27 protein-coding genes and 1 riboswitch are annotated in these 25,142 nt (G+C 72.9%); of the genes, 6 read left to right on the top strand and 21 right to left on the bottom strand.

Translation table 11 applies throughout. The annotated features are described in order from the left end of the window. Positions 1–3 precede the first annotated feature (3 nt). From pheS to N538_RS0106945, 7 genes are all read right to left on the bottom strand, one after another. On the bottom strand, positions 4–1,110 hold the full coding sequence (pheS, locus tag N538_RS0106915; RefSeq protein ID WP_028636708.1) for a phenylalanine--tRNA ligase subunit alpha: 1,107 nt from the start codon (positions 1,108–1,110) through the stop codon (positions 4–6). Positions 1,111–1,195: 85 nt separating this feature from the next. Then, a complete protein-coding gene (locus N538_RS24190) occupies positions 1,196–2,236 on the bottom strand; it encodes a sensor histidine kinase (RefSeq protein WP_051548910.1) in 1,041 nt (346 codons plus the stop codon). A 9-nt stretch (positions 2,237–2,245) separates the two neighbouring features. After that, the gene (locus N538_RS0106925) at positions 2,246–3,040 is read right to left on the bottom strand and encodes a TrmH family RNA methyltransferase (protein ID WP_028636709.1); all 795 of its coding nucleotides are present in this window, start codon (positions 3,038–3,040) and stop codon (positions 2,246–2,248) included. Positions 3,041–3,048: 8 nt separating this feature from the next. After that, on the bottom strand, positions 3,049–3,435 hold the full coding sequence (gene rplT, locus N538_RS0106930; RefSeq protein WP_028636710.1) for a 50S ribosomal protein L20: 387 nt from the start codon (positions 3,433–3,435) through the stop codon (positions 3,049–3,051). Positions 3,436–3,511: 76 nt separating this feature from the next. Then, on the bottom strand, positions 3,512–3,706 hold the full coding sequence (rpmI, locus tag N538_RS0106935) for a 50S ribosomal protein L35 (protein ID WP_028636711.1): 195 nt from the start codon (positions 3,704–3,706) through the stop codon (positions 3,512–3,514). Between the two features lie 76 nt (positions 3,707–3,782). Further along, positions 3,783–4,541: a translation initiation factor IF-3 gene (infC, locus tag N538_RS0106940; protein WP_442937146.1), complete on the bottom strand. Its 759-nt coding sequence runs from the start codon at positions 4,539–4,541 to the stop codon at positions 3,783–3,785. Positions 4,542–4,730: 189 nt separating this feature from the next. Further along, positions 4,731–5,267: an SseB family protein gene (locus N538_RS0106945; protein ID WP_028636713.1), complete on the bottom strand. Its 537-nt coding sequence runs from the start codon at positions 5,265–5,267 to the stop codon at positions 4,731–4,733. Between the two features lie 61 nt (positions 5,268–5,328). Between N538_RS0106945 and N538_RS0106950 the strand changes: the two genes are divergently transcribed. From N538_RS0106950 to N538_RS0106965, 4 genes are read left to right on the top strand one after another with little or no spacing between them, the layout of a single operon-like run. Then, the gene (locus N538_RS0106950; RefSeq protein ID WP_028636714.1) at positions 5,329–5,760 is read left to right on the top strand and encodes a hypothetical protein; all 432 of its coding nucleotides are present in this window, start codon (positions 5,329–5,331) and stop codon (positions 5,758–5,760) included. Further along, complete coding sequence (locus tag N538_RS0106955) at positions 5,757–6,974, top strand: amino acid deaminase/aldolase (protein ID WP_028636715.1); 1,218 nt, start codon at positions 5,757–5,759, stop codon at positions 6,972–6,974. The genes N538_RS0106950 and N538_RS0106955 overlap by 4 nt, the downstream gene beginning before the upstream one ends. Further along, positions 6,958–7,491, top strand: coding sequence for a uridine kinase family protein (locus N538_RS0106960; RefSeq protein WP_028636716.1), 534 nt, complete (start codon positions 6,958–6,960; stop codon positions 7,489–7,491). Before N538_RS0106955 ends, N538_RS0106960 begins: the two co-directional genes overlap by 17 nt. Positions 7,492–7,501: 10 nt before the next feature. Further along, a complete protein-coding gene (locus N538_RS0106965; RefSeq protein WP_028636717.1) occupies positions 7,502–8,410 on the top strand; it encodes an aldose 1-epimerase family protein in 909 nt (302 codons plus the stop codon). 20 nt (positions 8,411–8,430) lie between these two features. On the opposite strand, the gene N538_RS0106970 is transcribed toward N538_RS0106965, so the two are convergent. The 10 genes from N538_RS0106970 to N538_RS0107015 form a co-directional block, all read right to left on the bottom strand. Continuing rightward, positions 8,431–8,898, bottom strand: coding sequence for a PH domain-containing protein (locus N538_RS0106970; RefSeq protein WP_028636718.1), 468 nt, complete (start codon positions 8,896–8,898; stop codon positions 8,431–8,433). After that, positions 8,882–9,730 carry an ATP phosphoribosyltransferase gene (gene hisG / locus N538_RS0106975; protein WP_197025262.1) on the bottom strand — a complete coding sequence of 283 codons (849 nt, stop codon included), beginning with the start codon at positions 9,728–9,730 and terminating at the stop codon, positions 8,882–8,884. The genes N538_RS0106970 and hisG overlap by 17 nt, the downstream gene beginning before the upstream one ends. Before the next feature lie 10 nt (positions 9,731–9,740). Beyond that, positions 9,741–10,004: a phosphoribosyl-ATP diphosphatase gene (locus N538_RS0106980; protein ID WP_028636720.1), complete on the bottom strand. Its 264-nt coding sequence runs from the start codon at positions 10,002–10,004 to the stop codon at positions 9,741–9,743. Further along, the gene (gene ribH / locus N538_RS0106985) at positions 10,001–10,498 is read right to left on the bottom strand and encodes a 6,7-dimethyl-8-ribityllumazine synthase (RefSeq protein ID WP_028636721.1); all 498 of its coding nucleotides are present in this window, start codon (positions 10,496–10,498) and stop codon (positions 10,001–10,003) included. Before ribH ends, N538_RS0106980 begins: the two co-directional genes overlap by 4 nt. A 1-nt stretch (position 10,499) precedes the next feature. Beyond that, positions 10,500–11,750 carry a bifunctional 3,4-dihydroxy-2-butanone-4-phosphate synthase/GTP cyclohydrolase II gene (locus N538_RS0106990; RefSeq protein WP_028636722.1) on the bottom strand — a complete coding sequence of 417 codons (1,251 nt, stop codon included), beginning with the start codon at positions 11,748–11,750 and terminating at the stop codon, positions 10,500–10,502. Next, entirely contained in the window at positions 11,747–12,460 is a 714-nt protein-coding gene (locus tag N538_RS24195; RefSeq protein WP_036569774.1) for a nicotinamide mononucleotide transporter family protein, read from the bottom strand. The genes N538_RS0106990 and N538_RS24195 overlap by 4 nt, the downstream gene beginning before the upstream one ends. Continuing rightward, complete coding sequence (locus tag N538_RS0107000) at positions 12,457–13,074, bottom strand: riboflavin synthase (RefSeq protein ID WP_028636723.1); 618 nt, start codon at positions 13,072–13,074, stop codon at positions 12,457–12,459. Before N538_RS0107000 ends, N538_RS24195 begins: the two co-directional genes overlap by 4 nt. 1 nt (position 13,075) lies before the next feature. After that, positions 13,076–14,107 carry a bifunctional diaminohydroxyphosphoribosylaminopyrimidine deaminase/5-amino-6-(5-phosphoribosylamino)uracil reductase RibD gene (ribD, locus tag N538_RS0107005; RefSeq protein ID WP_028636724.1) on the bottom strand — a complete coding sequence of 344 codons (1,032 nt, stop codon included), beginning with the start codon at positions 14,105–14,107 and terminating at the stop codon, positions 13,076–13,078. A gap of 74 nt (positions 14,108–14,181) precedes the next feature. After that, a riboswitch (FMN riboswitch) is annotated at positions 14,182–14,311 on the bottom strand. A gap of 60 nt (positions 14,312–14,371) precedes the next feature. Then, the gene (locus tag N538_RS0107010; protein ID WP_028636725.1) at positions 14,372–16,864 is read right to left on the bottom strand and encodes a polynucleotide kinase-phosphatase; all 2,493 of its coding nucleotides are present in this window, start codon (positions 16,862–16,864) and stop codon (positions 14,372–14,374) included. Continuing rightward, the gene (locus tag N538_RS0107015; RefSeq protein WP_028636726.1) at positions 16,857–18,227 is read right to left on the bottom strand and encodes a 3' terminal RNA ribose 2'-O-methyltransferase Hen1; all 1,371 of its coding nucleotides are present in this window, start codon (positions 18,225–18,227) and stop codon (positions 16,857–16,859) included. The genes N538_RS0107010 and N538_RS0107015 overlap by 8 nt, the downstream gene beginning before the upstream one ends. 84 nt (positions 18,228–18,311) lie before the next feature. On the opposite strand from N538_RS0107015, the gene N538_RS0107020 reads away from it, so the two are divergent. Further along, entirely contained in the window at positions 18,312–19,190 is an 879-nt protein-coding gene (locus tag N538_RS0107020) for a hypothetical protein (protein ID WP_028636727.1), read from the top strand. On the opposite strand, the gene rpe is transcribed toward N538_RS0107020, so the two are convergent. The 3 genes from rpe to ligD form a co-directional block, all read right to left on the bottom strand. Beyond that, the gene (rpe, locus tag N538_RS0107025; RefSeq protein ID WP_028636728.1) at positions 19,187–19,852 is read right to left on the bottom strand and encodes a ribulose-phosphate 3-epimerase; all 666 of its coding nucleotides are present in this window, start codon (positions 19,850–19,852) and stop codon (positions 19,187–19,189) included. The two genes, N538_RS0107020 and rpe, sit on opposite strands and share 4 nt — an antisense overlap. Before the next feature lie 6 nt (positions 19,853–19,858). Further along, on the bottom strand, positions 19,859–21,451 hold the full coding sequence (locus N538_RS0107030; protein WP_028636729.1) for a RecQ family ATP-dependent DNA helicase: 1,593 nt from the start codon (positions 21,449–21,451) through the stop codon (positions 19,859–19,861). Positions 21,452–21,558: 107 nt separating this feature from the next. Beyond that, positions 21,559–22,485, bottom strand: a complete 927-nt coding sequence (gene ligD, locus N538_RS0107035; protein WP_028636730.1) for a non-homologous end-joining DNA ligase — start codon at positions 22,483–22,485, stop codon at positions 21,559–21,561. Between the two features lie 39 nt (positions 22,486–22,524). Here ligD and N538_RS0107040 point away from each other — a divergent pair, with 39 nt between their 5' ends. Then, on the top strand, positions 22,525–23,262 hold the full coding sequence (locus tag N538_RS0107040) for an AAA family ATPase (protein WP_028636731.1): 738 nt from the start codon (positions 22,525–22,527) through the stop codon (positions 23,260–23,262). 243 nt (positions 23,263–23,505) lie between these two features. Here N538_RS0107040 and N538_RS0107045 read toward each other — a convergent pair whose 3' ends face one another. Next, positions 23,506–25,044 carry a S53 family peptidase gene (locus N538_RS0107045; RefSeq protein ID WP_155991995.1) on the bottom strand — a complete coding sequence of 513 codons (1,539 nt, stop codon included), beginning with the start codon at positions 25,042–25,044 and terminating at the stop codon, positions 23,506–23,508. Positions 25,045–25,142: the final 98 nt, after the last annotated feature.

Raw genomic sequence — 25,142 nt, forward strand, 5'->3', positions numbered from 1 at the left:
GCTCTACAGCTCCGTTCCGAAGGCGGTGGTGAAACGGGTGTCGCCCTCGAACAGCGCCCGCAGGTCCTCGATGCCGTGCCGGAACATCAGCGTCCGGTCGATGCCCATGCCGAAGGCGAACCCCGTGTAGCGCTCGGGGTCCACTCCGCAGGCCCTGAGCACCCGCGGGTTGACCACGCCGCAGCCGCCCCACTCGATCCAGCCCTCGCCGCGGCAGGTACGGCACGGCGCGCCGTCCACCTCGCCGGAGCCGCGGCACACGAAGCAGACAAGGTCGACCTCGGCGCTGGGCTCGGTGAACGGGAAGTACGACGGGCGGAAGCGCGTGTTGATCCCGTCGCCGAACATCCGCGCAGCGAAGTGGTCCAGCGTGCCCTTGAGATGGGCCATGGTGATGCCCTCGTCGATCGCCAGGCCCTCGACCTGGTGGAACACCGGGCTGTGCGTGGCGTCGTACTCGTCGGTGCGGAACACGCGGCCGGGGCAGACGACGTAGATCGGCGGCTGGCGCGACAGCATCGTGCGCGCCTGGACGGGCGAGGTGTGGGTGCGCAGCACGAGGTGGTTCTCGGCTGGCTCGGTCCAGAACGTGTCCTGCATGGTCCGGGCCGGGTGGTCCGGCCCGAGGTTGAGCGCGTCGAAGTTGAGCCACTCGGCCTCGATGACCGGGCCCTCGGCGACCTCCCAGCCCATGGCGACGAAGATGTCGGAGATCAGCTCGGCACCGGTCGTCAGCGGGTGGCGGGCACCGGTCGGCACCCGGTCGGTCGGCAGGGTGACGTCGACGGTCTCCTCGACCAGCATCCGCTCCTCGTGCTCGGCCTCCAGCACCTCCTGCCGGGCCGCGAGCGCCTGGTTCACGGCGCCGCGCGCCTGGCCGATGCGCTGCCCGGCCTCCTTGCGCGCCTGCGGCGGCAGCGCCCCGATCTCCCGGTTGGCCAGGGCCAGCGGCGAGCGGTCGCCGGTGTGCTCGATGCGCACCTGCTTGAGCTCGGCGAGGTCGGCAGCGGCCGCGATCGCGGCCAGCGCCGCGTCGCGCGCGGCCTCGACCTCCTCGGGCTTCAAGGGCGTGACCTCCACGGGGTCGTAGTCGGTGTTCGGGCCTGACACGGGGTCGAGTCTAGGAAGCCGGGCACGTGCGACGCGAACCGGTTCACGATCCATGGTGAACCTGCGACGCGGGGGGCCGGAACCGTCAGGGCACAGGAGGGGCGTCCGTAGCACTCGCCCGCCCGGGCTCGGATGCGGGCAGCGTCACCGTCAGCCGCGCTCCGGCGGCGCCGGCGTCGCCGATCGTGACGGTGCCGCCGTGCGCCTCGACCAGGCCGTGCACCAGGTAGAGGCCCAGCCCCGACCCACCGCTGGCGCCGGACTTCCAGAACTTCGTGAACACCCGGCGGCGGAGATCGGGTGCGATCCCCTCGCCCTCGTCCTCGACCACCAGCTGCAGGCCGGCGCGGACCGGCGACAGCCTGACGGTGACGGTCCCGGACCCGTGGCGGACGGCGTTCTCGAGGAGGTTGGTCACGACCTGCACGAACTTGTCGGGGTCGACCGTGATCTCGGGGACCCCGGGCTCGACGTGCACGACGACCGGACGGCTGGTGCTGGCGCCGACGGAGTCGACCACGCGGCGGACCAGCGCCTCGGCGTCACTCGGCCGGGGGTACAGCTGGAGCCGGCCGGTGTCGATGCGGGCGACGTCGAGCAGCTCGGCGATCAACCGGCTGAGCCGGTCGGCGTCAGCGCTGACGGTGGTCAGCATCAGCTTCTTCTGGTCGTCGTTGAGCTTGTCCCACCGGTTCAGCAGGGCCTGCACGAAGCCCTTGACGCCGGTCAGCGGCGAGCGGAGCTCGTGCGCGACCGTGGCGACCAGGTCCGAGCGCTCACGGTCCAGCCGGGCTCGGCCGCGGCCGGAGCGGATGCTGACCGCGACGCCGTCGACCGGCTCGTGCAGCGCCGCCCGGTGCAGCCGGGCGACCACGAGCACCTCGGTGCCGTCGGGGAGCAGCCAGGACTGCTCCGGGACCGCGGTGCGGGTCGGGAGGCCGTCATAGGGCCGGTTGGTCGAGTACCAGTCGCGGCCGTCCTGGTCCTGGAGGGCCAGCACCTCGGCGAGCGGGCGGCCGACGGGGTCCTCGGCGCCGAGCAGGCGCAGGGCGACGGAGTTGACGGCCGTCACCCGGCCGTCGGGCCCGGCCAGCAGCGCGCCGTCGGCGAGCGCGTCCAGGTCCACGCGGTCACCCTACTGGCGGCGCTGGACCTTGGCGGAGGCGTAGAGGCACAGCGCGGCGGCCGTCGAGAGGTTCAGGCTCTCCGCGCGCCCGTGGATCGGGATCCGGACCCGGTGGTCCGCGAGGTCGGTGAGCACGGCGGGGAGTCCCCAGGCCTCGTTGCCGAACAGCCAGGCGGTCGGCGCCGCCAGCAGGTCGTCGGCGTGGTCGAGGTCGAGCTCACCGGCGCCGTCGGCCGCGAGCACCTGGAGACCGGCGTCCCGGGCGGCACGTACGGCGGCCGCCGGGTCCGGCTCGGTCGCGATCGGGAGGTGGAAGAGGCTGCCGACGCTGGCCCGGACGGTCTTGGGGTTGTACGGGTCGACGGAGTGGCCGGCGAGGACCACGGCGTCGGCGCCGGCGGCGTCCGCGCAGCGGATGACGGTGCCGGCGTTGCCGGGGTCGCGGACGTCGGCGCAGAGCGCGACCAGCCTGGCCTCGTCGACGACGTGGTCGACGGGTCGGTCGAGGAACCGGCACACGGCCACCAGGCCGGCCGGGGTGACGCTGTCGCTCAGCCCGTCCATGGCCCCGTCGTCGACCAGGGTCCACGCGGGGGCGGCGGCCGCGAGGTCGGCGTACTGCGCGGTCGCGGCGGGGGTCGCGAACACCTCGACCACACAGCCGGGCACCTCGAGGGCGCCCTGGACGGCCTTCGGGCCGTCGGCAAGGAAGAGCCGCCGCTCGGAGCGTTCCGAGCGGCGGCTGAGCTTCCGGCTCTCCTTGACGCGGCCGTTCCCCCGGGTCAGGGGGGTGCCCGCGGTCAACGGAGTGTTCAGGCCGAGACCTTGGGCGCGTTGACGTCCTCGGGCAGCGCGGCCTTGGCGGTCTCGACGAGCGCGTTGAACGCGGCGATGTCGTTGACGGCCAGGTCGGCGAGGATCTTGCGGTCGACCTCGACACCGGCCAGGCTCAGGCCCTGGATGAACCGGTTGTAGGTCATGCCCTGGGCGCGGGCCGCGGCGTTGATCCGCTGGATCCAGAGCTTGCGGAAGTTGCCCTTGTTCTTGCGGCGGTCGTTGTAGCTGTAGACGAGGGAGTGGGTGACCTGCTCCTTGGCCTTGCGGTAGAGCCGCGAGCGCTGGCCGCGGTAACCGCTGGCGCGCTCCAGGACGACCCGGCGCTTCTTCTGGGCGTTCACTGCCCGCTTGACGCGTGCCACTGTCTTACTCCTTGTTGCAGAAAATCGGGGTCCGGGGTCGAGACGGGCTCGACGACCGGGTGGTCGGGGCGGGGGGTCAGAGACCCAGCATCTTCTTCGCGCGCGGGACGTCGGCCTTGGCGACCTCGACGGTGCCGGTCATGCGACGGGTCACCTTGGAGGGCTTCTTCTCCAGGTTGTGGCGCTTGCCAGCCTTCTCGCGCAGGATCTTGCCCGACCCCGTCACGCGGAAGCGCTTGCTCGCACCCGAGTGCGTCTTGTTCTTCGGCATCTCACTATCTCTCTTGTCGTCCTGCGGTGGCTCGGGCAGGCGCGTCTCCGGGACGCGCCCCCCGTCCGGTGTGGTCTCAGGCCTCGATCTCAGGATCGAGGTTCTCGGAGCGGCCACGCTCCTTCTTCTGGGCGACCGGTCCGGCGGCGTGGGCTGCGTCGCGCTCGGCGCGCTCCTCCGCCACGACAGCCGCGCGCTCGGCGGCGCGCGACTCCTTGTCGGCTGCCAGGTCGACCTTGGCGTCGGCCTTCTTCTTGTGCGGGCCGAGCACCATGACCATGTTGCGGCCGTCCTGCTTCGGGGACGACTCGACGAAGCCCAGCTCGGTCACGTCCTCGGCGAGCCGCTGCAGCAGCCGGAAGCCCAGCTCGGGCCGGTGCTGCTCGCGACCGCGGAACATGATCGTGATCTTCACCTTGTCGCCGGCGCGGAGGAACCGGACCACGTGACCCTTCTTGGTCTCGTAGTCGTGCGCGTCGATCTTCGGACGAAGCTTCATCTCCTTGATGACGACGTTCGTCTGGTTACGGCGTGCCTCGCGGGCCTTCTGCGCGTTCTCGTACTTGAACTTGCCGTAGTCCATGAGCTTGCAGACGGGCGGCTTGCCCTGGGGTGCGATCTCGACGAGGTCGAGGTCCGCCTCCTGGGCGAGCTTGAGCGCCTGGTCCGTGGGGACGATGCCCACGGTCTCCCCGTTGGGTCCAACGAGACGGACCTCGGGAACCCGGATCCGGTCGTTGATACGAAGCTCGGTGCTGATGTGTGTCCTCCTGGTGGCAATGTGGCCGGTCGTCCCTGCGCTCCGCCGCCCCCGAGGGCCCTGCGAAATCGACAAAGGCTTCCGCTGTCATCAAGCGGAAGCCAGTCCGATGCCACCCACACGGGGTACACCACCTACGAGGCCGGAGCCTCCAGGACCGGACCCGACGACCTGTGGAGCAGGGCGGTCGATGCGGGTGGGAGGCGATCGTGCGAGCCTCCGCTTGTGGATCCGCTCCGTCACGGTTGTGGCGGAACAGATCGGTCAACGCTTGATGGTAACCGAAGATTCCCCGTCGGGCCGAATCCAGACGACCTGCTCCCCCGCGCGCGCGAGCGCCCAGCCGTCGGCGATCCGCTCGAGGTCCTCGCCCTCGACGACGAAGCGCACCGGCCCAGCGACGTCCACGACCAGCGCGGCGGCACCGTCCTGCACGGCGGACCGGGCCGCGAGCGTGGTCGCGACCGGCACCGGGCGGCCCTGCGGGTTCCAGGCGGCGAGGGCCTCGGTGCCGGTGAACGCGAGCAGCGCGAGCCGCCCGTCCGCTCCCCGGAGCAGCACCGTCGCCATGTCGCTGCTCTTGTCGTGGGCCAGCCCCGCCTCGTCGTGCTCGACCTCGCCGAGCACGGCCACGACCGGCACCAGGACCCGCTCGGCGGCGAGCGCGGCCAGCGCCTCGGCGTACGACGACCGGCCGGCGGCCCAGGCGGTCAGCGCGGCCGTCAGCGCCGCGGGGGCGGCACCGTCGTCGCCGGCGAACCCGGGGTCCGGGATCACGCGGTGCTGCCCGGGCTCGGTCACGCGGCCATTCTCCCGGTCCTCCGGGCCGTCTCCAACTTCGCCCGTGTGGGATTCTGGACACGTGGACGACGCAGCCTGGGCAGCACTCACGCTCAGCCTCACGGTGCTCGGCGGCATCTGGACCTGGATGGCGTTCCGGCGGCACGGGGCGGTGGCCGCGATGCGCGCGCTCGGCTTCACACTGCTGCCGCTCGCCGCGTACCTGACCAAGACCCTCCAGATGTTCACGCACATCGCGAACGCGGTGACCGACTGGGTGGCACACCTCGTGCTGAGCCCGGTGGTGTGGTTCGGATTCCTGCTGGGCGGGGCGGGGATCGTGCTGATCGTGGTGTCCGGCATGATGCGCTCGCGCCGGCTCGGGACGGCACAGGACGGCTCGGCGAAGGAGCTGCCCGCGGGACGCGGGCCGCGATCGGCGCCCGTCGTCACCGACACCGACCCCGAGATGGCCGAGATCGAGGCCATCCTGCGCAAGCGAGGCATCAGTTGAGCTCCAGCCCCGTCGACCGCAACCGCCTGTGGTCCCGACTGGACGACGCCGTCGCCAAGCAGGGCGTGCCGCTGCCGACACCGGTGTTCGTCGTCGATCTCGATGCGTTCGACCGCAACGCCGACGACCTGGTCCGACGTGCGGGTGGCAAGCCGGTCCGGGTGGCCTCGAAGTCGCTGCGGGTGCCGGTGCTGATCGAGCGGGCGCTCGCCCAGGAGGGCATGCACGGCGTGCTCGGGTACACGCTGCGCGAGGCGCTCTGGCTGCAGCAGCAGGGCATCTGCGACGACATCGTGGTCGCCTACCCGACCGTCGACCGCGGCGCCCTGGCCGAGCTTCTCGCGTCCCCGGCCGCGCTCGCGGCGATCACGCTGATGGTCGACGACCCCGCCCACCTCGACGTGGTCGACTCGGTCCGGATCAGCTCCTCGGAGCAGGTGCGGGTCGCGGTGGACGTGGACGCCGGCCTGCGCGTCGCCCGCCAGCACGTCGGCCCGAAGCGGTCGCCGCTCGGCGACGTCGCCGCGGTGCTGCGGCTCACCCGCGAGATCAGCTCTCGTCCCGGATTCCGGCTCGTGGGCGCGATGACCTACGAGGGCCAGGTCGCGGGCGTCCAGGACGCGGTCCCGACCTCACGTGCCCGGTCGGCGATCGTGCGGCGGGTGAAGTCGCTGTCGATCAACCAGCTCGCCGTACGCCGTCGTGAGGTCGCCGCGGCCCTCGCGGACGTCGCGGACCTGGAGTTCTGGAACGGCGGCGGCTCCGGCTCCGTCGAGGAGACCGCGGCCGACCCGGTCGTGACCGAGATCGCGGCCGGCTCCGGGCTGCTGGTGCCGACGCTGTTCGACCACTACCGCTCGTTCGCGCCGCGCCCGGCGTCGTACTTCGGCCTGCCGGTGACCCGCAAGCCGACCGCCGAGATGGCGACGGTGCACGGTGGTGGGCTGATCGCGTCCGGCCCGATCGGCGCCGACCGGCTGCCGACGCCGTGGGCGCCGGCCGGGCTGGAGCTCACCGGCCTGGAGGGCGCCGGCGAGGTGCAGACCCCGCTGACCGGTCCGTCCGCGGCGCGGCTCGAGATCGGGGACCTGGTGTGGTTCCGACACGGGAAGTCCGGCGAGGTCTTCGAGCACGCGACGACCGTGCACCTGCTCGCGGGCGACGAGTTCGTCGACTCGGTGCCGAGCTACCGCGGGTGTGGACAGTCCTTCTGAGCGGGTCCTCGACCTCGCCCGGAAGCGACCGGCGACGCTCGGGCCGGCTCGGCTGATCTGCATCGACGGGCCGTCCGGGTCGGGCAAGACGACGCTCGCGCTCTCGCTCGTCGGACCGGGCGTGCGCGTCGTGCACATGGACCACCTGTACGACGGCTGGGGCGGGCTGCCGACCGTCGACTCGCAGCTCGCGTCGCTCCTGGTGCCGCTGGCGTCGCGGAGCGCCGGGACCTACCGGCGCTACGACTGGGACGCGGGCGCGTACGCCGAGACGGTGGTCGTGCCGCCGACCCCCCTCCTCGTGGTCGAGGGCGTGGGGTCCTACTCCCCCGCGTTCGACGAGCTGGTGACCGTGCTGGTGTGGGTGGAGGCCCCCGCGTCCGAGCGGCTGGGGCGAGCGCTCGCGCGCGACGGTGCGGCGTACGAGCCCGAGCTGCGGCAGTGGGCGATCGACGAGCAGGAGCACTTCGCCCACTCCGGCGCGCGGGAGCGGGCCGACCTCGTCGTACGCGCCTAGGGTGAGGCGCATGCTCGCGCCCAGTGGTGACCAGTTCGAGATCAGCGGCGACGGCTATCGCGCCGTCGTCACGGAGAGCGGTGGCGCGCTGCGGGAGCTGTCGTACGACGGGCGGGCGCTGATCGACGGCTTCGGCGAGGACGAGATGGCGCCGGGTGGCCGCGGCCAGCTGCTGGTGCCGTGGCCGAACCGGATCGGCGACGGCGCGTACTCGTTCGGTGGGCGGGACCTCCAGCTCCCGCTGACGGAGCCCTCCCTGCACAACGCCTCGCACGGGTTGGCGCGCTGGGTCGCCTGGTCGCTGGAGGAGCACACCCCCCGGTCGGTCTCGCTGGCGTACCGGCTGATGGCGCAGACCGGCTATCCCTGGACCCTCGACCTCCGCGTGGTCTACGACCTGTCAGCGGACGGGCTGACGGTGACGCAGTCGGCGACCAACATGTCCGCCTCGGCCGCGCCGTACGCGAGCGGGGCGCACCCGTACCTCTCGGTCGGACCGGGTCCGGTCGACGGCTGGGAGCTCACGCTCCCGGCCTCGACGCGGTCCCTGGTCGACGACCGGCTGCTGCCCGTGGGGCGGTCCGACGTGTCCGGCACGGACCACGACTTCCGGGTTGCCCGGCCGATCCGGCACGTGGGGTTCAACGACGCGTTCACCGACCTGTCGCGGGACGGCTCCGGGATCGCGACGGCGGTCGTGCGCGATCCGTCCTCGGGTGCCGGCGTCGCGCTGTGGGTCGACGGGTCGCACCGCTGGCTGCAGGTGTTCAGCGCGGACGACGTGCCGCGGACGGCGCGGCGGTCACTGGCGGTCGAGCCGATGACCGCGCAGGCCGACGCGTTCCGCTCCGGCGAGGACCTCGTCGTGCTGGAGCCGGGCGCCGACTTCTCGGCGTCCTGGGGGATCCGGGCGGTCTGAGCGCCCCTCCCGCCGGTCTCTCAGCGCGCACCCGTCTGCCGCTCGACGACCGCGCGCAGCTCGCGGACGGCGCTGCGGGCCCGGTCGCCGTCGGATCCCTGGATGCCCATCGCGGCGACGGTGGTGCCGTCGGCGAGGTCCAGCGTGACCCACGGAGCGCCGGGCGGGAGGCGGACGGCGACGACCTGCGGCCACTCGAACTCGCGCCGGCGGTAGCCGTTCACGACCACCAGCCGCTGCTGCTCGGCGACGACGCGGGAGCGCACGAGCGCGAACCACAGGGCGAACGCGAGCAGCCCGAAGAACGCCAGCGTGCCGCGCTCGAACGCGGTGAACTTCGCCTGGGTCTCCTCGTCGAAGCCGATCCAGGCGAGCGCGCACACGACCACGAGACCGCCGCCGAGGACGGCGCCGGCGAGGCGGACGCCGAACGGCCGCCAGGTGTGCGGGAGCGCCACCGCGCCCGGTGACTCAGAGCCGGCAGGCATGGATGTCCGTGAGCAGGATGCCGCGGGCGCCGATGTCGAACAGCTCGTCCATCAGCCGCTGGGCGCCGTCGCGCGGGACCATCGCGCGCACCGCCGACCAGCCCTCGCGATGGAGGGGGGCGACGGTGGGGCTCTCGATGCCCGGCGTGAGGCGCACGGCGTCGGCGACCCGGTCGGTCGGGATGTCGTAGTCCATCATCACGTAGCTGCGCGCCACGAGGACGCCCTCGACCCGGCGCCGGAAGACCTCGAAGCCCTCCGGGACCGCGCCGGTGTGCGTGATCAGCACGGCCTCGGAGTCCAGGATCGTCTCGCCGAAGACCTCGAGGCCGGCCTGGCGGAGCGTGCTCCCGGTCTCGACGACATCGGCGATCACGTCGGCGACGCCGAGCTGGACGCTGGTCTCGACGGCGCCGTCCAGCCGCGTCACGGTCGCGTCGATGCCACGCTCCTCGAGGAACGACCGCACGACGCCGACGTACGACGTCGCGATCCGCGTGCCCGCGAGCTGCGCCAGGTCGTCGTACCTCCCGGCGGGTCCGGCGAACCGGAACCGGCTGCGACCGAAGCCCAGGCCCAGCACCTCCTCGGCCTTGGCGCCGGAGTCCCGGAGCAGGTCACGGCCCGTGATGCCGACGTCGAGGGTGCCCTCGCCGACGTACAGGGCGATGTCGCGCGGGCGCAGGTAGAAGAACTCGACGCCGTTCTCGGTGTCGGTGAGCGTCAGCTGCCTGGCGTCGTCGCGCTGCCGGTAGCCGGCCTCGCGCAGGATCTCGGACGCCGACTGGGAGAGCGATCCCTTGTTCGGGACCGCGATGCGGAGCAGTGCCATGAGTGGATCCTCAGAGGTGTGCGTAGACGTCGTCGAGCTCGATGCCGGCGGCCAGCATCAGCACCTGGGCGTGGTACAGCAGCTGGCTGATCTCCTCGGCGGCACGGTCGCGGCCCTCGTGCTCGGCGGCCATCCAGGACTCCGCGGCCTCCTCGACCAGCTTCTTCCCGCAGGCATGGACGCCGCCGTCGAGCTGGCGGACGGTGCCGGATCCCTCGGGGCGGGACCGCGCCTTCTCGCTCAGCTCGGCCCAGAGCTCGTCGAACGTCTTCACGGTCGACCAGCGTACGGCGTGTGGTTCGCCAGCTCCTTCAGGGTCCGGGCGGTGAGCAGGGCCGCGGCGGTGGCCTCGTAGCCCTTGTCCTCGCGAGACCCTTCGAGCCCCGCTCGGTCCAGCGCCTGCTGCTCGTTGTCGCAGGTGAGGACGCCGAAGCCGACCGCGACCGTGTGGTCCAGCGCCACCCGGGTGAGCCCGTCGGTGGCGGCGTTGCAGACGTAGTCGAAGTGCGGCGTGCCGCCGCGCACGACCACCCCGAGGGCGACGACGGCGTCGTACCCCTCCCGGGCGAGCGCGCTCGCGACGACGGGCAGCTCGAAGGTGCCGGGCACCCGGACGGTCAGCGCGGAGGCGCCGAAGTCCGCCAGTGCCCGGGCCGCGCCGGCGAGCAGCCCGTCCATCACCTCGGTGTGCCAGCTCGCGGCGACCACGGCGACCCGCAGGCCGCCGGCGTCGAAGGTCTCGGCGTCGGGCGCGCCGTGTCCGGCCATGTCAGGCTCCGTCCTGGGTGAGGTCCTGGGTGAGGTTGGGCAGGTCGTGGCCCATCCGGTCCCGCTTGGTCAGCAGGTAGGCGATGTTGTGGTCGTTGGGGTGCGGGGTCAGCGGCACCCGGGCGGCCACGTGGATGCCGAAGTCCTCGAGGTTCTCGACCTTGTCCGGGTTGTTGGTCATCAGCCGCACGCTGGCGACGCCGAGATCCCGCAGCACCTGCGTGGCGGTGCCGTAGTGGCGGGCGTCGGCCGGCAGCCCGAGGTCCAGGTTGGCGTCGACGGTGTCCCGGCCGCCGTCCTGGAGCTGGTAGGCCTGCAGCTTGGCGACCAGGCCGATCCCCCGGCCCTCGTGGCCGCGGAGGTACACGATGACGCCGCGGCCCTCCGCCACGACCCGCTCCAGCGCCTCCTCGAGCTGCGGGCCGCAGTCGCACCGGTCGCTGGCGAAGACGTCCCCGGTCAGGCACTCGGAGTGAACCCGGGTGAGCACCGGGTCGTCGCCCGACACGTCGCCGTACACGAGCGCGATGTGCTCGGAGTCGTCCACGGTGATCCGGTAGCCGTACGCCGTGAACTCGCCGTGCCGGGTCGGCAGCCGGGTCTCGGCGACCCGCTCGACGAGGTTCTCGTGCCGGCGCCGGTAGCGGACCAGGTCGTCGATCGAGATCATCGCCAGGCCGTGCTCGTCGGCGAACTCGCGCAGCTGGGGGCCGCGCTTCATGGTGCCGTCGTCGTTCACGACCTCGACCAGCACGCCGGCAGGGGTCAGGCCGGCGAGCGTGGCCAGGTCGACCGCCGCCTCGGTGTGGCCGCGGCGCACCAGCACGCCGCCCTCCCGGTAGCGGAGCGGGAACACGTGCCCCGGCCGGGTGACCTCCCACGGCTCTGTCGCCGAGTCGGCCAGCACGCGCACGGTGTGCGCCCGGTCGGCGGCGGAGATGCCGGTGGTCACGCCGTCGCGGGCGTCGACCGAGATCGTGTACGCCGTGCGCAGCCGGTCCTTGTTGTGCGGCGTCATCAGCGGGATCTCGAGCCGGTCCAGCATGTCGGCCGGCATCGGCACGCAGATCACGCCGCTGCTGTAACGGATCGTGAACGCCATCAGCTCCGGTGTCGCCTTGCTGGCGGCGAAGATGATGTCGCCCTCGTTCTCGCGGTCCTCGTCGTCGACGACCACGACCGCCTTGCCGGCGGCGATGTCGGCGATCGCCCGCTCGACGGTGTCGAGCTGGATCTTCTCGTGCTGGCTCATGCCGGCACCTCCTCGGGGACGGGTCCGGGCGTGGCCGGCGAGCGGGTGGCGCGCCACCAGGTGACGAACCCGACGACGCACAGGCCGCCGTAGAAGACGTAGAGGATCGCCGACGGGTAGTAGCCGGAGTGCCACAGCAGCGGTACGCCGACGAGGTCGACGGCGATCCAGGCCAGCCAGAAGTCGTTCCACCCGCGGGCCATCGCGTAGGTCGCGAGCATCGAGCCCACGAAGATCCACGCGTCGCACCAGTAGTACCAGCGCGGTGCCGGCCAGCCCGCGCCGACGACGCTGAACACCCACTGGCACACGAGGACGCCGGCCGCCGCGGCGACCAGGTAGGCGACCCGCTCGCGCGCGGTGGCCCAGCGCGGGTCGATCGCCGGCGCGTCTCCCCCGGCACCCAGCTCCTGGTGCAGCCGCTTCTGCTCGTTCCATCGGTACCAGCCGTAGATGCTGGTGATGACGAAGAAGACCTGTCGCCCGGCCTGCCCGAACAACGGCTGCTGCGCCTGGGCGTCGAAGGTCGCGGCGACGAACACCGTGAACAGCAGGACGTTGCCGACGATGCCCACCGGCCACGCCCACACCCGTCGGCGCAGGCCCCCGACGGCGGACGCGAAGCCGAACGCGTTGCCGACGATCTCGCGCCAGGTGATCTGGTGACCCGAGATGGTCAGGTGCGCGTCGTACAGGGTCGAGAGGCTCATCGGCTCCCTCCGCTCGGGACGGCCCCGGTGAACGGGAGCAGGCGCTCGACGTACTTGGCGATCACGTCGACCTCGAGGTTGACGCGGTCGCCGGGCTGCCGGGTGCCGAGCGTGGTGCGGGCGAGGGTCTCCGGGATCAGGCTCACGGTGAATCGGTCGTCGCCGGCCTCGACGACCGTGAGGCTGACGCCGTCGACGGTGATCGAGCCCTTGTCGACGAGGTAGCGCGACAGCGCGGCCGGCATGGCGATCTCGACGACCTCCCAGTGCTCGCTGGGCGTCCGGCTCACGATCTCCCCGACCGCGTCGACGTGGCCCTGCACGATGTGGCCGCCGAGGCGCTTGTCGGCGGTGACCGCGCGCTCGAGGTTGACGGTGTCGCCGGGGCGTACGCCGTACAGGCTGGTCTTGTCGAGCGTCTCCTGCATCACGTCGGCGGTCCACGTGTCGCCGTCGACGGTCGTGACCGTCAGGCAGCAGCCGTTGACCGCGATCGAGTCGCCGAGACCGGCGTCCGCGAGCACGGTGGTCGCGCGGATGCTGAGACGGATCGCGTCGCCCTGGTCCTCGACCGCGGCGACGGTGCCGAGCTCCTCGACGATTCCGGTGAACATGTCAGGCTCCTTCTGGTGCGAGCGTGAGGCGCACGTTGGGCGGGTCGCCCTGCAGCACCGTGATGTCGGTGACGCGGGGACGGAACGCATCCGCGATGGTGGTGATTCCGAGGTCGGCGACGGCCGAGCGGCCGGCGCCGAGCAGCATCGGCGCGACGTACGCGACGATCTCGTCGACGAGGCCGTTGCGGAGGAACGCCGCGGCGAGGGTCGGCCCGCCCTCCAGGAAGACGTGCTGGCGGCCGAGGTCATGCAGCTCGGCGAGCGCGGTCTTCGGGTCGCGGGTGCGCAGGTGCACCGACGCCGCGTCGGCGTTGAACACCCGCCGCCCGGGGTCGAGGTCGCGCTCCCCCATCACCGCACGCAGCGGCTGGTGTGCCAGCGGCCGGTCGTGCTCGTCGCGGACGGTGAGCAGCGGGTCGTCGACCGCGACGGTGTTGGCGCCGACCAGCATCACGTCGCACTGCGCGCGGAGCCGGTGGGTGTCCACCCGCGAGGCGGGCGAGCTCACCCAGCGGCTGGTGCCGTCGGCCGCGGCGCTGCGCCCGTCGAGGGTGGTCGCGAACTTCCAGGTGACGAACGGCCGCCCGTGACGCACGCCGAAGGCCCAGAACCTGTTCAGAAGTCCCGATTCAACCGTCAGAAGTCCCGACTCGACGTCGACGCCGGCCGCGCGCAGGGTGTCGGCGCCGCCGGCGGCGGCCGGGTTCGGGTCGTCCTGCGCGAAGACCACGCGGCGTACGCCGGCCTCGACCAGCGCCTGCGCGCACGGGCCGGTGCGGCCGTGGTGGTTGCAGGGCTCGAGGGTCACGACGGCGGTGGTGCCGCGGGCCCGGTCGCCGGCTCGGGCGAGCGCGTCGACCTCGGCGTGAGGGGTGCCGGCGCCGCGGTGGAAGCCCCCGGCGACGGTCGCGCCGGTGTCGTCGAGGAGCACGCACCCGACGCGCGGGTTCGGCCCGAGCGGGACGCCTGGGGTCGCGGCCAGCTCGAGGGCGCGCCGCATCGCGGCCTGCTCGGCCGGGCTGAACGCCATCTGGTGCCCCTCGTGTCCGGTCGCGGACTCCGGGGCTGACGGGTCCCACGCGTACGACGTACGCGTGACGACACCTGCGTGCGCTTCCCATCCGGACTTTGACCGTCGGTCCAGGAATCCCACCTGGTCAACCGGCCACTGGCTGTGACCGGGTCGCGGACTGTTACCGCCGGCTCGGAATTTCACCGACCCCAGAGCACGCGAGCTGCTAGCTCGTCGGGACGAGTCTGCCACAGCGCGGCGAACCCGGCTCCGTGGGTCGCGTCACAGCCGGGGGTCCACCGGCTCGGACTCCAGGGCCAGGACGCCGAACACCGCCTCGTGCACCCGCCACAGCGGCTCGGCCCCGACGAACCGGCGCAGCGCCTCGATCCCGAGCCCGTGCTCACGCTCCGCGAGGCTCCGCTTGCGGCCGAGGTTGCGGTTGCGGAGCTCCTCGACGGAGTCGAGGTAGTCGGGACCGTAGATGATCCGCAGGTACTCCGGCCCGCGCACCTTGAGGCCGGGCTGGACGCCGCGGCCGACCGGGTGCGCGGGCTTCACGACCATGCCCTCGCCGCCGGTGGACGTGAGCTCGGTCCACCACCGGACGCCGGCCTCCCGCTCGGCCGCGGACGACAGGTCCACCAGGATGCTGCGGGTCGGCGTGAGCAGCGGCGAGGACAGCGCGCCCAGGCGCTCTAGGTGCCACGGGTGGGGCTCGTCGACGGCGAGCAGCCGGCCCTCGGCGGCGAGCACATGGAAGGGCGCGAGCGTGATGCCGTCGAGCCCGTCGGAGGGGCGCACGTAGGCGGCGTACGCGTCCCGGAACGCCTGCGCGTTGGCGAGCCGTCTCCCGGTACGCCGGGCCAGCGCGTCGACGTCCAGCCCGCGCCGGGACGCGGTGGAGAGCACGTCCGCGAGGGCGGGCAGGGCGTGGAGTGCCGCGGTACCGACGGAGGCGTACTGCTCCTCGATGAGGCCGCGGGCCTTCGCCGACCACGGCAGCAGCTCGCAGTCGAGGACCAGCCAGTCGCTCGCCACCCGGTCGAACAGTGGCTCGACCGCCTCGCGCAGGAGGTCGACGAGAGTGGCCTGGAGCGTCCGGTCGGGGAAGAACGCGCGGCCCGTGCGGGTGTACACGGCACCGGTCGAGCCGTCGGCGACCCCGAACCGCCGCTCGGCGGTGTCGGCGTCGCGGGCGAGGACGGCGATCGCCCGGGAGCCCATGTGCTTCTCCTCGCACACGACGGCGGTGACGCCGGCCTTCGCGTAGTCGGCGAAGGCTCGCTCCGGGTGCTCGAGCAGGTCGCCCTCGGTCGCGGTCGGGGCCGGCGCCATGGTCGGCGGGAGGTAGACCAGCCACCGCGGGTCGACGGCGAACCGGCTCATCACCTCCAGCGCGGCCGCGGAGTTCTCTGCCGGGACCTTCACCCGGCCCGCGAGCTCGGTGTCGTGCCAGTGGTCGCCGGCGACGTCGCGGATGTCGAGCGTCGTGGCCTCGCGCTCGGTCGTCGGGGCGACCAGCGGCCGGACCGGCTCGAACCACGTCCGCTCCGCGGGCACCCGCACCAGCTCGCGGGACGGGTAGCGCAGCGCGGTCAGGTGGCCGCCGAACACCACGCCGGTGTCGAGGCAGATCGTGTTGTTGACCCACTCCGCCGCCGGGACCGGCGTGTGCCCGTAGACGACCATCGCCGTACCGCGGTACTCCTGGGCCCACGGGTAGCGCACCGGCAGCCCGAACTCGTCGGTCTCGCCGGTGGTGTCGCCGTACAGCGCGAACGAGCGGACCCGGGCCGACGAGCGGCCGTGGTAGGCCTCCTTGAGGCCGGCGTGCGCGACGACCAGGCGACCCTCGTCGAGCACGTAGTGGCTGATCAGGCCGTCCATGAACCGCAGCGCCGCCTGCCGGAACTCGTCGGTCTCGCCGGCGAGCTGGTCGAGCGACTCGGCCAGGCCGTGGGCGGTGCGCACGTCGGCGCCCCGCAGCGCGCGCACCAGCTTGGCCTCGTGGTTGCCGGAGACGCAGAGCGCGGTGCCGGCGGCGACCATGCCCATCACCAGCCGCAGCACGCCCGGGGTGTCCGGGCCGCGATCGACCAGGTCCCCGACGAACAGCGCCGTACGGCCCTCGGGGTGATGGGCACCCCCCGGCTCCACCACCCACCCGAGCTCGCCCAGCAGCGTGCGCAGCTCGGAGGCGCAACCGTGCACGTCACCGATGACGTCGAACGGTCCGGCGAGGTCGCGACGGTCGTTCCACGACCGCTCGCGGCCGATCGTGACGTCGTCGACCTCGTCCGGCCCGAGCACGTGGACCTTGCGGAAGCCCTCCTTGCGAAGCCCCTTGAGGGACCGCTGCAGGTCGCGCTGCTGGCGGCGCACCACGTGGCCGCCGAAGTCGCGGTCCGGGCGCTCGCGGTTGCGGTCGACCGCGACCGCTTCGGGTACGTCGAGCACGATCGCGTCCACCAGCACGTCGTGGTCCTTCGCGAGCCGCACCAGGGCCGCGCGGGCGTTGCGCTGGACGTTGGTGGCGTCGACGACGGTGAGCAGGCCGCGGCGCAGGCGGGTCCCGACGATGTAGTGCAGGACGTCGAAGGCGTCGGGCGTGGCGTCCTGGTCGTTCTCGTCGTCGGCGACCAGGCCTCGGCAGAAGTCGCTCGAGATCACCTGGGTCGGGCGGAAGTGCCGGGCGGCGAACGTGGACTTGCCACTCCCGGACACCCCGACCAGCAGGACCAGGCCGAGGGCGGGCACGGTGATCTCACGCACGGCGGAACACCCCCAGCTGGGTCGGTGCGCCGCGGTCCGGGTCCACGTCGCCGATCCCCCGGATCTCGACCGTGTAGCCGTGCTCGGCGCAGACCCGCTCGCACCAGGTCGCGAACTCCGCCCGGGACCACTCGAACCGGTGGTCGGGATGGCGGAAGCCGGCGAGGCCGTCGTACCGGTCGTTGTACTCGCTGTTCGGCGTGGTCAGCACGACCGCAGCCGGCCGGGCCTGGCCGAACACGACCCGCTCGATCGCCGGCAGCCGCTCCGGGTCGACGTGCTCGACGACCTCCATCAGCACCGCCGCGTCGTACCCCGCGAAGCGCTCGTCGGTGTAGGTGAGCGCGCCCTGGAACAGCGTGATCCGCTCGGCCTGCCGCTCCGCCATCCGCTCCAGCCCGAGCCGGCGGCCGGCGACCCTCAGCGACGTCGACGAGACGTCGACCCCGGTGATCCGGTCGAGCCCCGGCCGCTCGACGAGACGCTGGAGCAGGCGGCCGCCGCCGCAGCCGAGATCGATGACCGACCGGGCGCCGAGCTCCTCGAGGACGGCGAGGACCGCGTCGTGGCGCTGGACGTTCAGCGCGACGCGGCGCCCGGACGGCTCGGGCTCGAGGGCCTCCTCGACGTCGTCCCCGAGCTCGGCGAGCCGCACGAGCGCGTCGGCGGTGAGGCGGTCGCTGCGGGCGAGGTAGCGCCGGGTGATCAGCTCGCGCTCGGGGTGCTCGAGCAGCCAGGAGCCGCCCGAGCGCAGCAGCTTGTCCACCTCGTCGGCGCCCTGCCAGTAGTGCTTGGACTCGTCGAGCACGGGCAGCAGGACGTGCAGCTGGTTGAGTGCGTCCGCGAGCCGGACGGTGCCGGAGAGCGTGAGCCGGACGTAGCGGGAGTCACCCCAGTCGAGGTCGTCGTCGAGCGGGATCGGTACGGCGTCGACGGTCCAGCCGAGCGGCTCGAAGAGGCGGTGCGCGACGTCGGACCCGCCGCGACACGGCAGCACAGGGATGGCGAGCTCCAGCGGGATCGGGGTGTCGGCGAGGTCCTGGCGGCTCTTGCAGATGCCCGCGCGGGCCGTGCTGAAGACGTCCGCGAGCGCGACGCCGAGCAGCGAGGAGGCGGCGTACGGGCGGTCGTTGACGTACTGCGCGAGGCTGAAGTCGGCCGACTTCGTGCGCGACCGGGCCATCCGGACGGGGTCGACGTCGAGCACCAGGGCCGCCGTGCAGCGCCGGTCGTCGGCCTCGGGGTAGAAGACGGTGGCGGTCCCGAAGGACTGGCGGAACTCCTGGACCCGGTCGGGGTGCTTGTGCAGGAGGTGGCCGAGGTCGGTTGCCGGGACGTGCGTCGTCGTGATGGTCAGGAGCACCGGCTCAGTCTGCCGCGCGGGTGGTCGCGGGTCTCATCGATTTCCGTACGGCAACCCGACCGGGACCAGGAGCGTCACAGCCGCGTGAAGACCACCGCCGGGCTCGCGGCCGCCGCCCTCGCCCTCCTGGCCGGCGGGTGCAGCGACGACCCCCGCGAGCCGGCCGCCCGATCCGGGGCTCCGGCCGTCGTCGCCACGACCTCCGACCGGCCGACGCTGGAGCAAGTGGTCGCCGACCCCGGTGCCACGCTCTCGGACGTCACGGTCCGCCCGGGACCGGACGGCCTGGTCGTCCATGCCTGGTGGGTGCTGCGCCGGCACGGCCACACGTTCGGCGCGATCGTGACCAGCGACGACCGGATGGAGACGGCCTCGTACGCCCCGGGGACGTACCGCGCATGGTCCGCGCACGAGCCGCGCGTCACCAGGCCCTCCCCCGCTCCCGGGATGGGCGGGCTGCTGACCAGCGACATCCTCTCCCTCCAGGACGGCACCCGCGCGCAGCAGGGCGGCCACGACGGCGCGACCCTGGCGCCGTTCGAGCGCCTGGTGCGCTCGGTCGGCGGCGGCCCGTGGGAGCGGTTCGACGTCCCGATGACCCACGGCCAGCAGGCGTACACCGGCGGCCAGGTGGTGCTCCCCGACGGCCGGCTGCTCGCCCTCCTCGACGCCTGGAGCGGCGACCGGCGGGAGCGGGAGAACCCGGTGTGGCACGGTCTCTGGATCAGTGCCGGCGACGACTGGGCGTCGTACCGGCCGTGGCGCCCGGCGTTCACGCCGGCGCTGCCGGCGCTGCCGGCGCCGCAGCGACCCTGGGGGCCGCTCCTGGCGCTCGGCGCGTCCCTCGACCGGAGGCAGACCACGGGCCCGGTCGTCTGGGTGAGCACCCTCGACCGGCTCTACGTCTCCACCGACGGGGCGCAGACCTTCCGGGAGGTCGCGGCCCGGCCGGCCACCGGCTAGCCTCGCGCGGCCTCGGCCCGGGCCCGCAGCTCGGCCACCATCCGGTCGGGGTCGTCGGCGGAGTAGACGGCCGACCCGGCCACGAACACGTCGGCGCCCGCCTCGGCGCAGCGCCCGATCGTGTCGAGCGAGACGCCGCCGTCGACCTGGAGCCAGGTCTCGACGCCGTGCTTGTCCATCAGCTCGCGGGCGCGCCGGATCTTGGGCAGGCACAGGTCCAGGAACTGCTGGCCGCCGAAGCCCGGCTCCACGGTCATCACCAGGACCATGTCGAGCTCGGCGAGCAGGTCCTCGTAGGGGTCGATCGGCGTCGCGGGCTTCAGTGCCATCGCCGCGCGGGCGCCGTGCGCCCGGATCTCGCGGGCCAGCCGGACCGGCGCCTTCGCCGCCTCCACGTGGAACGTGACCGAGCCGCAGCCGGCCTCGACGTACGCCAGCGCGTTGTCGTCGGCGTCCTCGATCATCAGGTGCGCGTCGAGGGGTACATCGGTGCTGCGGGCCAGCGCCTCGACCATCGTCGGACCGAAGGTCAGGTTCGGGACGAAGTGGTTGTCCATCACGTCCACGTGGACCCAGTCGGCGCTGCCGATCCGTCCGACCTCCGCGCCGAGGCGCGCGAAGTCGGCGTTGAGGATGCTCGGCGTGATCTGGATGTGCCCCACGGACGATCAGTCTAGGGCGTGGAGCAGGTCGTCCTCGACGAGCTCGAGCGCCAGGGTGCGGTAGCCCACCTCGTCGAACAGCACGGTGAGCCGGTCCTCCTCGACGTCGGTGACCACGCCGGGACCGAATGCCTCGTGCCGCACCCGGTCCTGCACAGAGTAGGCCGCGTCGCCGGGCTCGACCGGGTCCGGCGCGGTGCCGGCCCGGCAGCTGTCGCACACCCCGCACCGCCGGGCGAGCCGCTCACCGAAGTAGCCGACGAGGAACTCGGCGCGGCAGCGGTCGGTCTCGGCGTACGCACGCACCATCTCGACGCGGGAGCGCTCCAGCCTCCGGTGGGACTCGGCGAGCTCGATCGCCCGGGCGACCGGGTCCGCGTCGGGGTCGGACTGCCGGGCCAGCTCGAGCAGGTTGAGGATGCGTCCGACCCTGCGGGGACCGGCGCCGGACCGCTCGGCGACCGCGCGCGGCTCCGTGCCGACCTCGGCGGCAGCGGCGGAGACGGCCTCGACGTCCGCGCGCTTCGGCACCCCGGCGCTGAAGAACCGTCCCAGCGCGAGGTCCTCGGGGCGGTAGTGCAGCGTGCAGGTCGCCGGCTCGCCGTCGCGGCCCGCTCGGCCCGCCTCCTGGTAGTAGCTGTCCAGTGACTCGGGTGCCTGCGCGTGCAGGACCCAGCGGATGTCGGGCTTGTCGATGCCCATGCCGAAGGCGGACGTCGCCACCACGACGTCCTGCCCGCCGGCCATGAACGCCTCCTGCGCCTCCGAGCGGCGGCGATGGCCGAGACCGGCGTGGTAGGCCGTGGCCCGGCGGCCGCGCTCGACGAGCGCGGCGGCGTACTCCTCCGCTGCGGGGCGGGTGCGGCAGTAGACGATGCCAGGCCCCTCCGCCTCCGCCGCGGCGTCCAGCACGGCCGCACGCTGGTCGTCGGCGTCGACGTGCCGGATCACTGCCAGCGCGAGGTTGTCGCGCTCGAAGCCGGTCACCACGGTCTCGGGGGCGTCGAGGCAGAGCCGCTCCAGGACCTCCTCGCGCACGGGCGGCGCGGCGGTCGCCGTCATCGCCACGACCCGCGGGCGGCCGAGCTCCCCGAGGAGGTCGCCCAGGCGGAAGTAGTCGGGCCGGAAGTCGTGCCCCCAGGCCGAGACGCAGTGCGCCTCGTCGACCGCCACCAGGCTCGGGCGGAGGGCGGCCACGCGCTCACGCACGTCGGGGTTGGCGAGTTGCTCCGGTGCCAGGAACAGGAACTCGAGCGACCCGGCGGCCGCCGCCTCGAGCGCCTCACGGCGGGCCGCCTCGGACTCCGCCGAGCTGATCCGGCCGGCGCGCACCCGCGCGCCCGCCGCCTCGAGCTTGGCGATCTGGTCCTGCTGCAGCGCGAGCAGCGGCGAGATCACGATCGTGGGACCGTCGATGAGCAGGCCGGCGAGCTGGTAGACCAGCGACTTGCCCGAGCCGGTCGGCGCGATCAGCAGCACGTCGTGGCCGTCGAGCAGCGCCGCGGTCGCCTCGGCCTGCCCCGGGAGCAGGGTCTCGTGGCCGAAGGCCTCCCGGGCGGTGTCACGGACGGTGCGGAGCAGCTCGGCGCGGGCGGTCACGCGCGTGGGGGTTCCCCTGGGCCGGCATGCTCAGGCTCGCCCGACGGGGTGAGGTCGGGTCGTCCGCCCCAGGGTGGCGTATTCACGCGCCAGAGGCGGACGACCCGTCAGGCCTCGGGGTCGGCCCACTCCAGCAGGGGCGCGATGTCGAAGACGTGGTCGTCGATGTCGGCGTGCAGGTCGCCGATCTCGGCGAACCGTGCAGGCACGGTGAAGATCGTGAGGTCGCGGGGGTCGACGTCGTCGACCTCGTCCCAGCGGATCGGCGTGGAGACCCGCGCGTCGGGGAGGCCGCGGACGGAGTACGCCGCGGCGATGGTGTGGTCGCGGGCGTTCTGGTTGTAGTCCACGAACAGCTGATGCGGGTCCCGGTCCTTGGTCCACCACGTCGTGGTGACGTCCTCGGGCGCCCGGCGCTCGACCTCCCGGGCGAACGCGAGCGCCGCCCGGCGTACCTCCTTGAAGCCGTGCTCGGGCTTGATCCGGACGTAGACGTGCATGCCCTTGCTGCCGCTCGTCTTCGGGAAGCCGACCGCGCCCAGCTCGTCGAGCACCTCGTGCGCCACGTGCGCGACCCGGCGGACGGTGTCGAAGTCGCAGAGCGGCCCGGGGTCGAGGTCGATGCGCCACTCGTCGGGCTTCTCGGTGTCCGCGCGGCGGCTGTTCCACGGGTGGAACTCGACCGTGGACATCTGCACCGCCCAGATCACCGCACCGAGCTCGGTGACGCACAGCTCGTCGGCGGTGCGGTTCCAGCGGGGGAAGTGCAGCTCGACGGTCTCCACCCAGGGCGGGGCACCGGCGGGCAGCCGCTTCTGGTGCACCTTGTCGCCGGCCAGCCCCTTCGGGAACCGGTGGAGCATGCAGGGCCGCTCGAACAGCGCGTTCACGATCCCGGGCCCGACGGCGAGGTAGTACTCGACGAGGTCGAGCTTCGTCGCACCGCTGTCCGGGAAGTACACCCGATCCGGGTTGGAGACCCGGACGACGCGGTCGTCGACCTCGATCTCCACCGACGGCGACTTCGAGGGCATGGCCCCAATCTAGGGGGTGGCTGTGCCTACGGTGCTCGCATGGACTTCGACCAGCCACCGGTGGTGCGGGCGTGGGTGGACCCGGAGCGAGCCCTGCCGGGCGGGCAGTGGCCGATGAGCATCCCGGCGGTCGCCCAGCTCGCAGCCGACGGGCTCGAGCTCTCGCCGTTCGTGACCTTCCTGGTCGGCGAGAACGGCTCGGGCAAGTCGACGATCGTGGAGGCGGTCGCGACCGCCTACGGACTGGGCGCCGAGGGCGGGTCGACCGGCAGCCGGCACGCCACGCGCGCCTCGGAGTCTCCCCTCGGCCGGGCGCTGCGGCTGCAGCGCGGCCTCGGCGCCGGCCGGTGGGGCTTCTTCCTGCGTGCCGAGACGATGCACGGCTACTACTCCTACCTCGAGGACAACCCCGGACCCCAGGACGCTGCCCGGCGCGACCCGGTCTTCCACGAGATGAGCCACGGGGAGTCGTTCCTCGAGGTGCTGCGCACGCGCTTCGACTCCCCCGGCCTCTACTGCCTCGACGAGCCCGAGGCTGCCCTCTCGTTCTCCTCCACCCTCGCGCTGATCGGCGCGCTGGGCCGGATCGTCGAGTCCGGCGGACAGGTCCTCTGCGCCACGCACTCCCCCGTGCTCGCCGCGATGCCGGGCGCCACGATCCTCGAGGTGGGCGACTGGGGCATCCGGCGTACGACCTGGGAGGAGCTGGAGCTCGTGCAGCACTGGCGCCGCTACCTGGAGGCGCCTGGGCGCTACCTGCGCCACGTCCTCGACTGATCCACCTCCGCGTGCAACGCAATCGCGGCCCGGGAGTCTGAAGGTGTGACGAGGAACGATGCGGAGGACTTCTCGGACTTCGTGCGGGCGACCCGGCCCCGGCTGCACCGCGCAGCGCTGCTGCTCATCGGTGACCACCACCTTGGTCTGGGTCGACTGACGGGGTGGCCGTCGCTCCGAGCACGAGGACCGGACGCGACGGCGGCGGGCCCCCACAGGTGCCCGCCGCCGTGTTCGGGTCGATCAGTGCGCGATGAGCTGTGACACGTATCCGGCCGCCTTGGGCGAGCCCCAGCCGGTGGTCAGGTCGTACCCCGGTGTGGTCGGCATGCCCGCGACAGGGCCCGGGTGGACCGTGCCGTCCGCGGCGTACTCCCACATCTGGTTGTCATCCAGGACACCGCTGGCCGCGGTGCCGTAGACCCGCGGGACGATGTCGGTGAAGGCCGTGGACTTGGCGAACCCCGACGAGTAGATCACCGAGTTCAGGTCACCGATCCCGGGCTTCCCCAGCGCGGTCCGGCCCTGGTTGGCGATCGCGGTCAGTGCCGCCACCTGCGGCGAGGAGGCCGACGTTCCCCCGAAGACACCCCACAGCGGCGGCCCGGCTGCCTTCGGGAAGTAGCTGTGGAAGACGAGCACGCCGCCGTTGACCGCCGCGTTCCACGCCAGGTCGGGGACGCCGCGGTGGTTGCCCACCACGCCGGCGACGCCGTTCTGGAAGGACGGGCGGGCGTAGACGCTGGAGAGACCGCCGCCGGTGCTGATCGGGCCCCAGGTCTCGTTCCAGACGGCTTCGCTGCTACCGGCCGGGGTCCACGCCCAGTACGCCGGGTTGCGGGACCCGTCGTCGTTGAACGGCTTGTCCGAGGTGGGGTTCCACGTCCAGCCGGACTGGACCTGCGTGCCGCCGACCGACGTCACGTAGGGAGAGGAGTTCGGGTAGCTCGTGGAGGGGTGGTCCAGCGTCTGCCCCTGGTGGTGCGCCCGGCCCACACCCAGGGACCCGTCGTCACCGGAGGAGGCGAAGAAGGTGTCGTGGCGGGCCTGGCCGCGCTGGAACGTCGCGTCGAACCTGGCGAAGGCCGACCTGGCCGCGGCGGGAGAGGCGAACGCCTCCTCGCTGGTCCCGAACGACATCGAGAAGACCGTGCCGGCCGGGTAGGCCCCGACGGCCCAGTCCATCGCCTTCATGAGGTTCGGCAGACCCTGCACACCCTGGGTCTCGGCCGGCGGCGTGGCGAGGAGGACGATGTGCGCCTTCGGCGCGATCGCGTACGCCCACTGCACGTCGAGGTTGGCCTCACCGGCCCAGCCGATAGCGGCTGCAGGTCCGGAGGTCCCAGATCCGTTGCCCGGCGGGTCCTTGTAGCCCGGCTTGCCGATCGGGAAGACCGCCTCGAAGTCAGGCGTCGGACCGCTGAAGGTCTCGGCGAAGAAGGCGAGATCCTCGGCCGCGGTCGGGCTGCCGTAGGAGTCCACCAGCACGATGGTCTGGCCCGCACCGTCGTTCGTCGAGGGAGTCAGCGGAGAGAGGCCGTAGAACGCCCGGATCTGGTCGGGCGTGTAGCAGTGGATGGTGGTGGAGACGCGGTTGTCCGGCGCCGGCCGCTGGCAGGCGACCGGGTCGGCGGCAGCCGCGGCGTCGGTGAAGGCCGACTCCGGGGCCTGCGCTGCAAGCGGCACCAGGGGCGCCACCGTCGTGGCGGGCGCTGCCGTGGCGGTGAACGTGGCGAGCAACGCTGCGGACCCCGCAGCGGCCGCCAACGTGAGTTGACGCATGGGATCGTCCCTTCTGAGGGGTCTTCACGGGACGGGCGGGAGCGGACCCACCCGAGCTGGTCCGTCGTCAACGTATTCCTGGCGATGGCCGGTGGGCG

The sequence above is a fragment of the Nocardioides sp. URHA0032 genome (genome assembly GCF_000620645.1).
Lineage (GTDB): Bacteria > Actinomycetota > Actinomycetes > Propionibacteriales > Nocardioidaceae > Nocardioides.

Excerpts from the sequence above, each read along its gene's own strand:
- N538_RS0106990 (WP_028636722.1), bottom strand. The coding sequence starts at position 11,750 with ATGAGCCAGCACGAGAAGATCCAGCTCGACACCGTCGAGCGGGCGATC.
- ligD (WP_028636730.1), bottom strand. The coding sequence starts at position 22,485 with ATGCCCTCGAAGTCGCCGTCGGTGGAGATCGAGGTCGACGACCGCGTC.
- N538_RS0106965 (WP_028636717.1), top strand. The coding sequence starts at position 7,502 with ATGCTCGCGCCCAGTGGTGACCAGTTCGAGATCAGCGGCGACGGCTAT.
- N538_RS0107040 (WP_028636731.1), top strand. The coding sequence starts at position 22,525 with ATGGACTTCGACCAGCCACCGGTGGTGCGGGCGTGGGTGGACCCGGAG.
- N538_RS24195 (WP_036569774.1), bottom strand. The coding sequence starts at position 12,460 with ATGAGCCTCTCGACCCTGTACGACGCGCACCTGACCATCTCGGGTCAC.
- N538_RS0107045 (WP_155991995.1), bottom strand. The coding sequence starts at position 25,044 with ATGCGTCAACTCACGTTGGCGGCCGCTGCGGGGTCCGCAGCGTTGCTC.
- N538_RS0107000 (WP_028636723.1), bottom strand. The coding sequence starts at position 13,074 with ATGTTCACCGGAATCGTCGAGGAGCTCGGCACCGTCGCCGCGGTCGAG.
- hisG (WP_197025262.1), bottom strand. The coding sequence starts at position 9,730 with ATGGCACTGCTCCGCATCGCGGTCCCGAACAAGGGATCGCTCTCCCAG.
- N538_RS0106970 (WP_028636718.1), bottom strand. The coding sequence starts at position 8,898 with ATGCCTGCCGGCTCTGAGTCACCGGGCGCGGTGGCGCTCCCGCACACC.
- ribD (WP_028636724.1), bottom strand. The coding sequence starts at position 14,107 with ATGGCGTTCAGCCCGGCCGAGCAGGCCGCGATGCGGCGCGCCCTCGAG.
- rpmI (WP_028636711.1), bottom strand. The coding sequence starts at position 3,706 with ATGCCGAAGAACAAGACGCACTCGGGTGCGAGCAAGCGCTTCCGCGTG.
- ribH (WP_028636721.1), bottom strand. The coding sequence starts at position 10,498 with ATGGCCGGACACGGCGCGCCCGACGCCGAGACCTTCGACGCCGGCGGC.